Origin of the sequence: Cupriavidus sp. WKF15 (genome assembly GCF_029278605.1) — a bacterium.
GTDB lineage: Bacteria > Pseudomonadota > Gammaproteobacteria > Burkholderiales > Burkholderiaceae > Cupriavidus.
This window is the reverse complement of record NZ_CP119573.1, coordinates 1,459,903-1,474,396: the sequence shown is the minus strand read 5'-3', so window position 1 is coordinate 1,474,396 and position 14,494 is coordinate 1,459,903. Positions and strand designations below refer to the sequence as shown.

Sequence of the window (14,494 nt, the reverse complement as noted above, 5' to 3'; positions counted from 1 at the left end):
CCATGGCTCACCATCCGACTCTTTCCGTCAACGCGCCTGTCAACGCAACTGTCGACGACTGCTGGCGCCGCATCGGCGTGCGGGGCGACGGCAGCTGCCCGCTGCTGGACACGCACATCCATTGCCGCAACTGCCCCACCTATTCCCAGGCCGCCAAGGCCCTGCTCGATGCGCAGGCCATGACCGGGCTGCCCGATGCGCCAGCAGACCGCGAGCCGGATGCGGAGCCGTCCGGCACCGGCCTGTCCTGCCTGGTGTTTCGCGTCGGCGAGGAATGGCTGGCCCTTCCTACCGAAGCCGTTGGCGAGGTCACCGCGCCCTGTCCCGTGCATTCGCTCCCGCATCGCCGCGACGCCGCGGTGCTGGGCCTGGCAAGCGTGCGCGGCAGCCTGCTGGCCTGCCTGTCGCTGGCAAGGCTGTTCGGCATGGAAGCGGAGCCCGATGCCAAGGCGGGCCCGCGGCAGGGGCAGCGCTTCCTGGTGCTCGGCCAGGGCCGCGGCGCCATCGCCCTGCCGGTCGCCGAAGTGAGCGGCGTGCGCCGCCTGCACGGCAATGCGCTGCAGCCGCTGCCGGCCACGCTGGCGCGGGCGTCCACGCGTTACAGCCAGGCGCTGTTTGACGACCAGGGCCGCAGTGTCGGCCTGCTTGACGCCGCGCTGGTGCGCCAGGCGCTGACCCGGAGCCTGGCATGAACCCCGACCAGTTGCGCGATGCTTCGCTGCTCGAACTGTTCGCGCTCGAGGCCGAGTCCCAGGCCGAGGTGCTCAATGCAGGCCTGCTCGCGCTGGAACGCGACCCTGCTGCCGCCAGCCAGCTCGACGCCTGCATGCGCGCGGCGCATTCCATCAAGGGCGCGGCGCGCATTGTCGGGCTGGACGGCGGCGTGCACCTGGCGCATGCCATGGAAGATTGCCTGGTGGCCGCGCAAAGCGGCATGGCACTGAGCGCCGCGCATATCGACGCGCTGCTGCAAGGCACCGACCTGCTGCAGCGGATCGGCCACCCGCCTGATGGCGACCCCGCCTGGGCGGACCGCCAGGGTCGCGCGGAGATCATCGCCGTGGTGCAGCGCCTGCAGGCGCTGCCTGGTGGAGAAGGCGCGGCCGCGGCAGTTGCGCTGGACCACCCGGAACCTCCCGCCGTGGCCAGCACGGCCGACCCCGGCACGCCCGCGCCGCCGGAGCAATCGCAGCCCCAGGGCCCTGCCCCGGCTTCGCATGAGCGCATGCTGCGCGTCGGCGCCGAGTCGCTTGACCAGTTGCTGGCCATGTCGGGCGAGGCCATGGTGGAATCGCACTGGCTGCGCCCGTTCGCCAAGGCCATGCTGCAGGCGCGCCGGCAACAGGCGCGTGCGCTGCAGGCGCTGGACACGCTGCGCGACGCGCTCGCCGGGAGCGGCGCCGATGCCGGCGCCATGGCCGCCTTGTCCGATGCCCGGCAGTTGCTCGAAGACGGCGCGCAAGACCTGTCACAGCGGCAGGAAGAGCTGGACCAGTATGAGCACCGCACCGCCCGGCTGGCCCGCCGCCTCTATGACACCGCGCTGGCTTGCCGCATGCGGCCGCTATCCGATGGCCTTGCGGGCTACGCACGCATGGTGCGCGACCTTGCGCGCTCGCTCGGCAAGGCCGTGCACCTGGAACTGGTCGGCGCCGGCACGCAGGTGGACCGCGACATCCTCGAGGCATTGGACGCGCCACTGGCGCACTTGCTGCGCAATGCCGTGGATCATGGTATCGAGCCGCCCGATGTACGCCTGGCCTGTGGCAAGCCTGCCGAAGGGCGCATCCTGCTGCAGGCGCGGCACAATGCCGGCCGGCTCGTGATCGAGATCGGCGACGACGGCGCCGGCGTGGATCTTGACGCGCTGCGCCGGGCGATCGTGCGGCGGCACCTGGCCAGCGAGGACACTGCCGCGCGGCTGTCGCAGGCCGAGCTGCTGGAGTTCCTGCTGCTGCCGGGCTTCAGCATGCGCGAAACCGTTTCAGAGGTCTCGGGCCGCGGTGTCGGCCTGGATGCGGTGCAGGAAATGGTGCGCCGCGTGCGCGGCAACCTGCGCCTGGCGCAGCCGCCCGGTGGCGGGCTGCAGTTCCGCCTGGAGCTGCCGCTGACGCTGTCGGTGGTGCGCGCCTTGCTGGTGGAGATCGCCGGCGAAGCCTACGCATTCCCGCTCGGCCATGTGCTGCGCGCCGCCACGGTGGGCCGGCAGGACGTGGCGCAGACCGAGAGCCACCAGCATTTCCACCACGCCGGGCGCGCGGTAGGCCTGGTCAGTGCCGCGCAGGTGCTGCAGCGCCCGGAACGCCCGCTGGACGGGGACGAGATTCCGGTCGTGATCATCGGCGAACAGGAGCGCGTCTACGGCATTGCCGTGGACCGCATGCTGGGCGAGCGCCTGCTGGTGGTGCAGCCGCTGGCGCCGGCGCTTGGCAAGATCAAGGACATCGCCGCGGGCGCGCTGACCGACGATGGCACGCCGGTCCTGATCTTCGACGTGGACGACCTCCTGCGTTCGGTCGAGAAGCTCGTGACCGATGGGCGCATCGAGCACGTACGCCAGGCCGCTACGGCCGCCGCGCAGGTGCGGCGCAAGCGCGTGCTTGTGGTGGACGATTCCCTCACCGTGCGCGAGCTGGAGCGCAAGCTGCTGGCCGGGCGCGGCTACGACGTCACGGTCGCGGTCGATGGCATGGACGGCTGGAACGTGCTGCGCGCGGAGCCCTTCGACCTGGTCATCACCGATATCGACATGCCGCGCATGGATGGGATCGAGCTTGTCACGCTGATCCGCAAAGAGCCGCGAATGCAGCAGTTGCCGGTCATGGTGGTGTCGTACAAGGACCGCGAGCAGGATCGCCAGCGCGGCCTGGAGGCCGGCGCGGATTACTATCTTGCGAAAGGCAGTTTCCATGACGCTGCGCTGCTCGATGCGGTGCACGACCTGATCGGTGAGGCAAGACCATGAAAGTCGGCATCGTCAATGATTCGGCGCTGGCCGTGGCCGCACTGCGCCGTGCCATCGCGCTGGACCCTGCGTTTGAAATCGCATGGGTCGCCGGCGACGGTGAACAGGCGGTACAGCTCGCGGCCTCGCACACGCCCGACCTGATCCTGATGGACCTGCTGATGCCGGTCATGGACGGCGTGGAGGCCACGCGCCGCATCATGGCGGCCACGCCGTGCCCGATCGTGGTGGTCACCATCGATCTCGGCCGCAATGCCAGCCAGGTGTTCGACGCCATGGGACATGGCGCCATCGACGCCGTGGACACGCCCACGCTGACCGAATCCGACGCCAAGCTGACCGCGGGCCCGCTGCTGCGCAAGATGCGCAATGTCGGCCGGCTGGTGGCGGGACGGGCGGCACCACGGCCCATCGTGGCCGAGGTGCAGGGCAAGCCGGCCGCCTCGCGGCTGGTGGCGATCGGCGCCTCGGCCGGCGGGCCGGCGGCGCTGGCCACGCTGCTGGGCGCCCTGCCCGCGGATTTCAGCGCGGCGGTCGTGGCCGTGCAGCACGTCGACGAAGCCTTTGCGCCCGGCATGGCGGAATGGCTCGATGGCCAGTGCGCGCTGCCCGTGCGCGTGGCCGCCACCGGCGAAGCGCCGCAGGCCGGCACGGTGCTGATCGCCGGTACCAACAACCATCTGCGCCTGCTAGGGTCGAGCCGCATGGCCTATACCGAGCAGCCCAGCGATTATCTTTATCGGCCCTCCATCGACGTGTTCTTTGAAAGCGTGGTGGAGCACTGGCGCGGACGTGCCATTGGCGTGCTGCTGACCGGCATGGGCCGCGACGGCGCCAGCGGGCTGAAAGCCATGCGCGGCCATGGTTGCCTGACCATTGCCCAGGACCAGACCACCAGCGCGGTCTATGGCATGCCCAAGGCGGCCGCGGCGATTGGCGCCGCCACCGAGATCCTGCCGCTCGCGGCCATTGCACCGCGTCTGGTGCAGGCCTGCAGCGGCTTGCGGCCCGCACCGGGCTGACCGCTGCAGCCAACAGAACATACCAGAACGACAAAAGATCGCCGATGCCTCAACCAGGAACGATTTGGGGTCGAGCCATCCAGGAAGCCAGCATGCAACAACCCGAGAACCACGCTCTTACCGCCACTGCCGCAGCGAACAGCTATCCCGCCATGGTGCTGCTGGTGGACGACCAGGCCATGATCGGCGAAGCCGTACGCCGCGCCCTGGCCACCGAGCCCGACATCGATTTCCACTACTGCGCGACACCGGACGACGCCGTGGTGGTGGCGGAGCGCACCCGCCCTACGGTGATCCTGCAGGACCTGGTCATGCCTGGCGTCGATGGCCTGACGCTGGTGCGCCGCTACCGCGACCACGCCGCCACGCGCGATATCCCGATCATCGTGCTGTCCACCAAGGAAGAGGCGGCGATGAAAAGCGCGGCCTTCGCTGCAGGCGCCAACGACTATCTTGTGAAGCTGCCGGACAGCATCGAGCTGATCGCGCGCATCCGCTACCACTCGCGCTCGTACCTCAACCTGCTGCAGCGCGACGAAGCCTATCGCGCGCTGCGCCAAAGCCAACAGCAGCTCCTGGAGACCAATCTTGAATTGCAGCGGCTCACCAATTCGGACGGGCTCACGGGGCTGTCCAACCGCCGCTACTTTGACGAATACCTGAACGCAGAGTGGAAGCGCGCGCAGCGTGACAAGAGCCAGCTCGCTCTGCTGATGATCGATGTCGATGCGTTCAAGGCCTACAACGACACGTATGGGCACGTGGCCGGCGACGAGGTATTGCGGCGCGTGGCCGCGGTACTGCGCGACAACTGCTCGCGCCCGGCCGACCTGCCCGCGCGCTTTGGCGGTGAAGAGTTCTCGATGATTCTTCCCTCGACTTCGCCCGGTGGCGCCCGGCTCCTCGCGGAAAAGGCCCGGCGCGACATTGAAGCGCTCGGCATCGCCCACAGCGAGGCGGGCACGGGCGGCTGCGTTACCGTCAGCATCGGTGCGGCTGTGATCGTGCCTGAAGAGGGGCAAGCGAGCAGCCGGCTGGTCGAGGTTGCTGATGCAGGATTGTATGAGGCGAAGCGCAATGGGAGGAATCGGGTGGTGGTGGCGTCATAGCCCGCGAATCACTTTCTGTCCGAGCGGCAGAAGAACCGGAAAGCGCGCCTTCCTGCGTGCACAAGCCCAAGCTCGCCGGGCCCACCTCCTTCGAAATCGCTACATCCATAGTGGCCCCCGCTGCGAGCGGCCGAGCAAAAAAAACGAAGAAGGGAAGCGCTCGCGCCTGCGACGTTGATGCCCAAATGGCTTGGGTTGATTGATGATGATGCGCTGACGTGCTTGGCATGCCAAGAAAAACGGCGCCCCACATAACTACCCTCCCCGTCCGCCAACAATCCCCCTGTGGGAATCCTCCGACACCGATATCGGATACCCGCGCCTGCCTCCCCCCAAAGTTCCTTCCTATCGTTGCAATAAGGCCACCCGACTCCAGAAACGACGTCACCGGCCTGATGACACGCCTCGCCCATGCAGCCGCCCCAGCCGCGGCCGTGCCGGCGCTCGCCCCAAAACCAACGCATCGGAGAAAGGTGGCACTATGATCCGCTCAAAGAAGACCAGTCTTATCCTCGGCCTCGCCATTGCAGCCGCAGCAGTCCTTTCCGCTTGCGGCGGAGGCGGTGACGACAGCATTGCCGCACGCGTCGGCCTCAGCAAGCCGACCGTACGCTTGATCCATGCCATACCAGGTGGGCCGAACGTCGACATATTGCAGAACGGAGCGAAGACCAATCTGTTGAACGAGCCCTACAAGTTCGTGTCGACCTACCGCGACGTCGACGAGGGGAACCAGCTCTTCGCCTTTGACGTGGCCGGCACGACCACGGAGCTCGGCCACACGACCGTGAACACCCACACGGGCCACAAGTACACGGTGGTGGCCATGCCGGGCAGCGACACCGCCGCGGATGTGATCCAGATCGATGATCCGTTCGAAGTCGGCCTGTTCTCCGACAAGGCACGCGTCAGGGCACTGAACGCATCGTTCAACGCGCAGAACGTGGACATCTACGTGACCGTGCCGGCCGTTGACCTGAACTCCGTCACACCGACATTCTCGGCCGTGACGTTCAAGTCCGCGGTGCCTGCCTCGGGCAAGGATTCGATCAACCTGAATGGTGGCACCTACCGGCTGCGCATCACGACCGCCGGCAGCAAGACCGTGATCTTCGATTCCGGCCCGCTGACGCTGGACAACAATGCCGACTGGCTGATCACCACGATTCCCGTGGACGGCATCAAGGCTACGTTGCCGAACCGCATCAAGGTGCTGGTCGCGCGCGGCAATGATGAATCGCAGGCTGGCCTGGAACTCGTGACCCAGTAGAGCCAGTAATCCGGCAACGCCATCCCGGAATGCAATGGGCCCGCGCAAGCGGGCCCATTTCTGTTTCTGCGTGCGACAGCGTCAGCCATCGGCATTGCCACCTCGCTTGAGGATATCGAGATGGGACAGATAGCGCTCGAGTTCGTCGCGGCCGCTATCGGTGATGCAGTACACCCGGCCGCTGCCTTCGACCAGCTCGGCCGTGATCGCACGCGCGATCATCAGGCTGCGCAGGATCGGGCGCAACGAGCGAATGTTCAGTTCGATGCCGTACTCGCGCAGCTGGTCGACCAGATTCATCACGGTCGACGGGCTCGCGCGCACGAGCTTGAGGATGAAGATCCGGGAAAAGACCCGATCAAGGGAAGGCGGTTTCATCGGCGCCGGCGAAGCTCCCGCCCCACGACACCGGAATGCTGGGATCCGGTGAAGGGCCGGAGCGGAGTTCCTGTTCATCTTTTCGCGGCCCATGACTGCTGCCGCAGCCGGGCAGGCTCTGCTTCAACGATCGTCGCGCGGCCATGCCCCGCCGCAAGAAAATACGGGGTGCGCGAAGGCACCCCGAATGCTTGCGTTGCACACGCCGCCCTGGGGCGGCGCGGTTCCGGAGCGCCGGGGGCTACTCCTCCTGGAACGCTTCCTCGCGCTTGGCCTTGATCGACGGCAGGGCCACCACCGCCACCAGCGCCGCAGCCGCGATCAGCAGGCCCATCGACAGCGGACGGGTCACGAACACGCTGAAGTCACCACGCGACAGCAGCAGCGAGCGGCGGAAGTTTTCTTCCATCATCGGCCCCAGCACGAAGCCCAGCAGCAGCGGAGCCGGTTCGCACTTGAGCTTCAGGAACAGATAGCCGATCACGCCGAAGCCAGCCGCCATGAAGACGTCGAAGGTCTGGTTGTTGACCGAGTACACGCCAATGCCGCAGAACACCAGGATGGCCGGGTACAGGAAGCGGTACGGCACGGTCAGCAGCTTCACCCAGATGCCGATCATCGGCAGGTTCAGGATGATGAGCATCAGGTTGCCGATCCACATCGACGCGATCAGGCCCCAGAACAGCGCCGGGTTGCTGGTCATGACCTGCGGGCCGGGCTGGATGTTGTGGATGGTCATCGCACCCACCATCAGCGCCATCACCGCGTTGGGCGGAATGCCCAGCGTCAGCAGCGGGATGAACGAGGTCTGTGCCGCGGCGTTGTTGGCCGATTCCGGACCGGCCACGCCTTCGATCGCGCCCTTGCCGAACTCGTGCGAGTACTTCGAGGTCTTCTTCTCCAGCGAGTAGGCCGCGAACGAGGCCAGCGCCGCACCACCGCCCGGCAGGATGCCCAGGGCCGAGCCCAGCACCGTGCCGCGCAGCACGGCAGGCGCCATGCGCTTGAAGTCGTCCCTGGTCGGCCAGAGATTGGTGACCGCGTCGGTGAAGGTTTCGCGGGATTCCTTCTGTTCGAGGTTCGCGATGATTTCCGCGAAGCCGAACATGCCCATCGCCAGCGCGACGAAGTCGATACCGTCGGTCAGTTCTGGCACGTCGAAGGAGAAGCGCGCGGCGCCCGAGTTCACGTCGGTGCCGATCAGGCCCATCAGCAGGCCCAGCACGATCATGGCGACCGCCTTGGGCAGCGAGCCCGAGGCCAGCACCACGGCACCGATCAGGCCCAGCACCATCAGCGAGAAGTACTCGGCAGGGCCGAACTTGAACGCCAGTTCCGACAGCGGCGTGGCAAACGCGGCCAGGATCAGCGTGGCCACGCAACCCGCGAAGAACGAGCCCAGGCCAGACGTGGCAAGCGCCACGCCGGCGCGTCCGCGCCGTGCCATCTGGTAGCCGTCAATGGTCGTCACCACCGACGACGATTCACCCGGCAGGTTCACCAGGATCGCGGTGGTCGAGCCGCCGTACTGCGCACCGTAGTAGATGCCGGCCAGCATGATCAGCGCGGCCACCGGCGGCAGCGTGTAGGTCACCGGCAGCAGCATGGCGATGGTGGCCAGCGGCCCCAGCCCCGGCAGCACGCCGATCAGCGTACCGAGCACGCAGCCCAGGAACGCGTACGCGAGATTCTGCAGCGACATTGCCGTCGAGAATCCCAGTGAAAGGTGTTCAATCAATTCCATCTCGGCGCTCCCTTAACCGGTGATGAATGCAGGCCACACCGGCATCTGCAGGTTGATGCCGTACACGAAGGCGCCCAGGCTGATCAGCACCAGCACCACGCTGTTGAGCAATGCGCCCTTCCAGCTGAACTCGTGGCTGGCCATCGACGACACCAGCACCAGTACGAACACGGAAAGCACCATGCCCAGCGGCTTGAGCAGGAGGCCGAACAGCACCACCGAACCGAGGATCCACAGCAGCGTCTTCAGGTCCCAGCGTGCGAGATGGTCTTGCTCGCCCTTGCTGGACAACGACGAGATCAGCACCAGGCCGCCCAGCACGGCAAGCACCAGCCCGAGCAGGAACGGAAAATATCCGGGGCCCATCTTCGCGGCGGTTCCCATGGAATAGCCGCGTGCGACCCAGGAAAAGCCCAGACCGACCAGAACAAACATCAGGCCGGAGGCAAAGTCCTTTTGGCTACGTATGCGCAAAACGATTCTCCTCAAAGTTCACTTTCACTAATGCCGTGCCGGTTTCGTGCGCTGGCTCTGTCGCGCGAACTGCTGCATGCATGCGCATGCCCCGACGGTAGATCGGAACGTTAGAGACGCGATCTTTCAGCCGCCTTTCATTTGTCTTCGCTTACGGGTATTCACCAATGCGCTGCGCGCGCGACAGACCCGCAGCTGCGCATCCGCGCCAATACATCACCACATGATGTATTGATGCGATGCCGGAGCGAGCGGGAAGGTGGGACTAGGAAGGCCGGACGCGCCGTTGCCATGCGGCAACGACGCGGTATGGGAGAGGAACTGTGGCATGCGCGGACGTCGTCCGCTCGCACGCGGGCGAACGCATCCGCTGCCGCGAAAACCAGCAGCGGACGCAACAATGCCACGCGGATCTTTCGATTGGCTTTCAACGTACGGTTTCCACCGTACGGGACGGCGCCTCGCCCGTCTCATCCGCTTCGGCAACCGGGCCGGCGTCTTCGCACGGCGTGCCCATGCTCGTGTCGGGTGCCTGGCCCAGCGCTTCTGGCGCATGCGGCGGTACCGGCAGGATATGGCTCGCACGCCAGTTGCCGAAACGGTAGTAGCCCGCGGCCAGCGCAACCGACACCACCGATCCCAGCGGGAAACTCCACCAGATTGCTTCCGCGCCCCAGCTCTTGCCCAGGCCCCATGCAAACGGCAGCCGGATCACCCACATCGACAGGAACAGGATGACCAGCGGCGCCATCACCGCGCCCGTAGCACGCACCGTGCCGAAGATCACGATGGTGAAGCCGAACAGGATGAACGACCACAGCACCACGAGGTTGATATGCTGTGCGATGCCGATGGCCACGCCGTCGGTGCCGAGGAAGAGGCCGAGCGAATGGCGGTCGAACAGGTAGACCAGCGCGACCAGCGCGCCGGTCATCGCCACGTTGAACAGCATGCCCACGCGGGTGATGCGCGTGACGCGGTGCCAGAGCCCGGCCCCGACGTTCTGCGCCACCATCGACGACACGCTCGCGCCAACCGCCAGCGCCGGCATCTGCACATAGGTCCAGAGCTGCGAGGCCACGCCGTAGGCGGCAGTGGTCTGCGAGCCGTAGGCATTGACCAGCGACATCATCACGATCGCCGACGACGAGATCACCACCATCTGCAGGCCCATCGGCAACCCCTTGGCCACCAGCGCGCGGATGATGGCCGGGTCCGGCCACAGCAGCGCCAGTTGCTCGCGGTGCAGCAGCAGGAAATGGCGGCGGCGATAGAGCAGCGCGATCATGGCGGCAAGGCTGGTGAGCTGCGCGATCAGCGTGGCCAGCGCCGAGCCGGCGATGCCCAGCGCCGGCAGCGGGCCCACGCCAAAGATCAGCACCGGATTGAGCACCACGTCGAGCACCGCCGACAACAGCATGAAGTAGAACGGCGTGCGCGAATCGCCGGCGCCGCGCAGCGTCATCATCACGAAGTTGTAGAAGTACATGAACGGCAGCGCAACGAAGATGATGCGCAGATAGGTCACCGCCAGCGGCGCAGCGTCTTGCGGGGTCTGCATGGCCGCAAGGATGTCTGGCGTGAAGATGTAGCCGAAGACCGACGCGGCCACGGACAGCAGCACGAAGAACGTGGTGCTGGTGCCGACGACCTTGCGCGCCTCGTCCAGGTCGCGCGCGCCGACGGCCTGCCCGATCATGATGGTGTTGGCCATGCTGATGCCGAACACCACGCCCAGCAGGAAGAACAGGATGATGTTGGCGTTCGAGGTCGCGGTCAGCGCCGCTTCGCCCAGGAAGCGCCCGACCCAGACCGAGTTGATCGAGGCATTGAGGGACTGCAGGATGTTGCTGCCGAGCACCGGCAGCGAGAACGTCAGCAGCGTGCGGCCGATGGGGCCGGTGGTGAGTCTGGCGTCAGGCTTCATGTCGTCCTTGTTTCGCCCCTGCATGGGCCCTGCATGGTCCCTGCGCGAGGCGGTCGGCCTGCCAGAATACGCGATCCCGCCGGCGGCCGTTGGCGCGCCTTGCCAACCGCCCCGATCGCGCGTCTAATGGACTGAAGCCGGAATTACGCGGGCCAGGGTGGGCGGGAGGCGATATGCGCTGCACAAATTGCGGGTTCGAGAACCTCGCAAAGGCCAACTTCTGCGAGGAGTGCGGTGCCGGACTGCCACGGGCCTGCCCGCAGTGCGGCGAGCCGGCTGGCCCCACGGCCAAGTTCTGCCGTGGATGCGGCGCCCCTCTCGCCGGCCTGGCAGCCGCTCAGGCGTCCGCCCCGGCATCGGCCACGCCCCCCGTCCAGTACACCCCGCCGCACCTGGCCGAGCGCATCCTGGCCGAACGCGCGGCCATGGAAGCGCGCGGCGAAGCCGCGGGCGAACGCAAGACCATTACCGCGCTGTTCGCCGACATGGCCGGCTCGACCGCGCTGACGCAGGACCTGGACCCCGAGGAGGCCCGCCGCCTGATCGACCCGGTCGCCACGCTGATGATGGAGGCCGTGCACCACTACGAAGGCTACGTCGCCAAGTTCCTCGGCGACGGCATCCTGGCCCTGTTCGGCGCGCCCATCGCGCACGAGGACCACGCCCTGCGCGCGCTGTACGCGGCGCTGCGCATGCAGGACGCGATGCGCCGCCACAGCGACAGGGTCCGCCTGGAGCTGGGCATCCCGCTGCAGATCCGCGTCGGCATCCATACCGGCGAGGTCGTGGTGCGCTCGATCCGCAAGGACGACCTGCACACGGACTACGATCCCGTGGGACACACGATCCACATCGCCTCGCGCATGGAAGGCGTGGCGACGCCGGCCTCGATCCTGATCAGCGAGTCGACCCACAAGCTCACCGAAGGCTATTTCGAGTTCAAGGCGCTCGGCACCACGCATGTCAAAGGCGTGCGCGATCCACTGGCCGTCTACGAGGTGCTGGGCCTCGGCGCGCTGCGCACGCGCCTGCAGGTTGCGGCGCACCGCGGGCTGGCTCGCTTCGTCGGCCGCCAGGCCGAACTGGAGCGGCTGCACGCGGCACTGGAACTGGCCCGGGCCGGCAAGGGCCAGATCGTCGGCGTGGTCGGCGAGGCCGGCGTCGGCAAGTCCCGCCTGTTTCACGAGTTCAAGGCCAGGTCGCGGCAAGGCTGCCTGGTGCTGGAAACCTTTTCCGTATCGCACGGCAAGGCCTTTGCCTACCTGCCGCTGATCGAACTGCTGAAAAACTACTTCCAGGTGGCCGCGCAGGACAACGACCGGACCTGCCGCGAGAAGGTGACCGGCAAGCTGCTGACGCTCGACCGCTCGCTGGAGGTGCACCTGCCCTACCTGCTCTATCTGCTCGGCAACAGCGAGCCAGGATCGACCTTGCCGGCCATGGATGCCACGATCCGGCGCCAGCGGACCTTCGAGGCCATTGCCCAGTTGCTGGTGCGCGAAAGCCAGAACCAGCCACTCGCGCTGATCTTCGAGGACCTGCAGTGGCTGGACAGCGAGACCGAGGGCTTTCTCGGCATCCTCGTCGACCATGTGCCGGACGCCAGCATCCTGTTGCTGGTCAACTACCGCCCCGAGTATTCGCACGACTGGCATGCCCGCGGCGCCTACACGCAACTCCAGCTCGAACCGCTGGGCCCTGCCGAGGCCCAGGGCCTGCTCACCGCGCTGCTGGGCGACGATCGCAGCCTGGTGCCGCTGAAGCGGCTGATCCTCGACAAGACCGAGGGCAACCCGTTCTTCATGGAAGAAGTGGTCCAGACGCTGACCGAGGAAGGCGTACTGCTCGGGCCGCCGGGCAACTTCCGCATCGAACGGGCACCGGCCCTGCTGCACATCCCGACGACGGTGCAGGGCGTGCTGGCCGCGCGTATCGACCGGCTGCCCGTGGCACAGAAGGAATTGCTGCAAACGCTGGCGGTGATCGGCAAGGAGTTTTCGCTGAGCCTTATCCGCCACGTCACCAGGCAGGATGACGACACCTTGCGCCCGCTGCTCGCCGCGCTGCAGGCTGCGGACTTCATCTACGAGCAGCCCGCCTTTCCCGACGGGGAGTACGTATTCAAGCACGCGCTGACCCAGGAAGTCGCGGGCCACGGCCTGCTGACCGAGCGGCGCAGCGCGCTGCATGAACGTGCCGCGCTGGCGATCGAGTCGCTGTTCCCTGGGCGGCTGAAAGACTACTGCGGCGAACTCGCCCACCACTACAGCCTCAGCGGCAATGTGCCGAAGGCGATCGAATACCTGCACTCCGCGGGCCAGCAAGCCGTGCAACGCTCTGCCCTGCCCGAGGCGATCGGCCACCTGAGCAAGGCCATTGCGCTGCTCAAGCAGTTGCCGGACACACCGGAACGCGTGCGTCAGGAGCTGTCGCTGTTGTTGACGCTGGGACCCGCCCTGATCGCCACGCGCGGCCAGGCCGCCACCGAGGTGGAAGCCAACTACCGGCGCGCGCTCGCGCTGTGCGAACAGGGCGAGCCTACGCCGCAGGTGTTTTCCGCGCAGCTCGGGCTGTGGGCGTTCTACCAGCTGCGCGCGCAGTACAACGTGGCGCTGCCGCTCGGCAAGCGGCTGCTTGGCATGGCCCTGCGCTCGCACAAGCCCGACCAGCTCGCCGAAGGACATCGCGTGCTGGGCTCCACCACGTTCCGCCTGGGCCAGATCAGCGTCGCACGCGACCACATGGAGCAGGTGCTGGCCGTGCAGCGGCCGGACCAGTCCTCCTACGAATTCCTGCTTGGCTACGGGCGCGACCCGGCCGTGCATGCCATGGCCACGCTGGGCTGGATCCTGTGGTACCAGGGCTTGCCGGACCTCGCGCGTGCGCGCTCGCTTGAAGCGCTGGCGCTGGCCAGGCAGCGTCCCGACGCATTCAATCTCGCCCTGTGCCTGATCTTCGCCGCGGAAGTGCACCTGTGCCGGCGCGAAGTGCAGCAGGTACGCGAGTTTGCCGAGGCAGCCATCGCCATATCCGGCGAACAGGGCTTTCCGATCTACCTGGCATGGGGCGTGGTGCTGCAGGGCTGGACGGTGGCCGAGCGCGGCGACCATCAGGCGGGCATCGCGCAGATACAGCAAGGCCTCGACGCCTACGCTGCGACCGGCGCGTCACTGGCGAGGCCGAGCCTGCTGGGCCTGCTGGCCGATGCGCACGGCCAGGCCGGCGAGTACCGCGCCGGCCTGGCGCTGCTCGACGAGGCCATGCCGCTTGCCGAGAAGACCGGCGAACGGCTGGACGCGTCAACGCTGCTCCGCCTGAAGGGAGAACTTATCCTCGCCGGGTCCGAGGACGGCCGGCTGGCCCGGGACGAAGCGGAAGCCTGCTTCCGCAAGGCCGTTGCCATTGCACGCGAGCAGGGAGCGAGGTCGCTGGAGCTGCGCGCGGCGCTGAGCCTGGCGCGGCTGTTTTGCCGCAAAGGCAAGCCCGATGCCGCACGCGAGGTACTGGCCGGCATCTATGGCGCCTTCCGCGAAGGCTTCGACACGGCCGACCTGCAACAGGCGCGGGCCCTGCTCGACGAGGTCGGCTGAACCGGCGCAGCCGCG

General features: G+C 67.1%; 10 protein-coding genes. 6 read left to right on the top strand and 4 right to left on the bottom strand.

The features are described 5' to 3' along the window. The first annotated feature begins 2 nt into the window (after positions 1-2). The 5 genes from CupriaWKF_RS24090 (at position 3) to CupriaWKF_RS24070 (ending at position 6,366) form a co-directional block, all read left to right on the top strand. Positions 3-692: a chemotaxis protein CheW gene (locus tag CupriaWKF_RS24090; protein ID WP_276100968.1), complete on the top strand. Its 690-nt coding sequence runs from the start codon at positions 3-5 to the stop codon at positions 690-692. Continuing rightward, positions 689-2,965 carry a hybrid sensor histidine kinase/response regulator gene (locus CupriaWKF_RS24085; protein ID WP_276100967.1) on the top strand — a complete coding sequence of 759 codons (2,277 nt, stop codon included), beginning with the start codon at positions 689-691 and terminating at the stop codon, positions 2,963-2,965. Before CupriaWKF_RS24090 ends, CupriaWKF_RS24085 begins: the two co-directional genes overlap by 4 nt. Continuing rightward, on the top strand, positions 2,962-3,987 hold the full coding sequence (locus CupriaWKF_RS24080; protein WP_276100966.1) for a chemotaxis response regulator protein-glutamate methylesterase: 1,026 nt from the start codon (positions 2,962-2,964) through the stop codon (positions 3,985-3,987). Before CupriaWKF_RS24085 ends, CupriaWKF_RS24080 begins: the two co-directional genes overlap by 4 nt. 92 nt (positions 3,988-4,079) lie before the next feature. Then, the gene (locus CupriaWKF_RS24075; RefSeq protein ID WP_276100965.1) at positions 4,080-5,096 is read left to right on the top strand and encodes a PleD family two-component system response regulator; all 1,017 of its coding nucleotides are present in this window, start codon (positions 4,080-4,082) and stop codon (positions 5,094-5,096) included. A gap of 481 nt (positions 5,097-5,577) precedes the next feature. After that, positions 5,578-6,366, top strand: coding sequence for a DUF4397 domain-containing protein (locus CupriaWKF_RS24070; RefSeq protein WP_276100964.1), 789 nt, complete (start codon positions 5,578-5,580; stop codon positions 6,364-6,366). 81 nt (positions 6,367-6,447) lie between these two features. Here CupriaWKF_RS24070 and CupriaWKF_RS24065 read toward each other — a convergent pair whose 3' ends face one another. The 4 genes from CupriaWKF_RS24065 to CupriaWKF_RS24050 all read right to left on the bottom strand — a co-directional run bounded on the left by CupriaWKF_RS24065 (position 6,448) and on the right by CupriaWKF_RS24050 (position 10,889). Beyond that, positions 6,448-6,744, bottom strand: a complete 297-nt coding sequence (locus CupriaWKF_RS24065) for a helix-turn-helix transcriptional regulator (protein WP_276100963.1) — start codon at positions 6,742-6,744, stop codon at positions 6,448-6,450. A 241-nt stretch (positions 6,745-6,985) separates the two neighbouring features. Continuing rightward, positions 6,986-8,488 (bottom strand): tripartite tricarboxylate transporter permease, encoded by a 1,503-nt coding sequence (locus CupriaWKF_RS24060; RefSeq protein ID WP_276100962.1) that lies wholly within the window; start codon positions 8,486-8,488, stop codon positions 6,986-6,988. A gap of 12 nt (positions 8,489-8,500) precedes the next feature. Next, the gene (locus tag CupriaWKF_RS24055; RefSeq protein ID WP_276100961.1) at positions 8,501-8,962 is read right to left on the bottom strand and encodes a tripartite tricarboxylate transporter TctB family protein; all 462 of its coding nucleotides are present in this window, start codon (positions 8,960-8,962) and stop codon (positions 8,501-8,503) included. 427 nt (positions 8,963-9,389) lie between these two features. Further along, a complete protein-coding gene (locus tag CupriaWKF_RS24050) occupies positions 9,390-10,889 on the bottom strand; it encodes an MATE family efflux transporter (protein ID WP_276103188.1) in 1,500 nt (499 codons plus the stop codon). Between the two features lie 173 nt (positions 10,890-11,062). Here CupriaWKF_RS24050 and CupriaWKF_RS24045 point away from each other — a divergent pair, with 173 nt between their 5' ends. After that, the gene (locus tag CupriaWKF_RS24045) at positions 11,063-14,479 is read left to right on the top strand and encodes an adenylate/guanylate cyclase domain-containing protein (RefSeq protein WP_276100960.1); all 3,417 of its coding nucleotides are present in this window, start codon (positions 11,063-11,065) and stop codon (positions 14,477-14,479) included. Positions 14,480-14,494: the final 15 nt, after the last annotated feature.